The 434-nt window shown below is 32.3% G+C and carries 1 protein-coding gene; it reads left to right on the top strand.

Translation table 11 applies throughout. The features are described from left to right. Nucleotides 1–20 precede the first annotated feature (20 nt). Entirely contained in the window at nucleotides 21–359 is a 339-nt protein-coding gene (locus V7161_RS30320; RefSeq protein WP_335716467.1) for a hypothetical protein, read from the top strand. The last annotated feature ends 75 nt before the right edge of the window (nucleotides 360–434 follow it).

The following is a 434-nucleotide window of genomic DNA, read 5'->3' as shown; positions in this document are numbered from 1 at the left end:
GGTTTTAGGATGTGATAGCTATGTGTGGAATAGATTTTTCAATTGGAGTAACCGATAAAGAAGCATCAAAGGCAGAAAAATATGTTCATTTTAACGAAAGAATACACGCTTACTTAATTAAAATAGAAAAGGGCTATGGTAATGACTTTAAACTTCTCTTGAATCTTGACCCTTATCGGAAAACAATAATATATAGAGATAAGATTCTAGATTTATTAGTAATATGTGAAGCCTTAATTAATAATTACAATCTGACTGGTGAGAAAGAACAAGAAATAAGGACTTTTGCACAAGAATTAAAAGAACTATGTGAAGATGCGATAAAACAAAAGAAACACATATACGCTTTTGGAGATTAGGGAATTTTTCTTCGTAGACTCGGTTTTTCACCATATACAGCTAACGGGTAGCAAGCGTTAAAGATTGGGATGGCT

It is taken from the genome of Neobacillus drentensis (assembly GCF_036965425.1).
GTDB lineage: Bacteria > Bacillota > Bacilli > Bacillales > Cytobacillaceae > Neobacillus > Neobacillus drentensis_F.
This window is presented reverse-complemented; position numbering and strand designations above follow the sequence as displayed.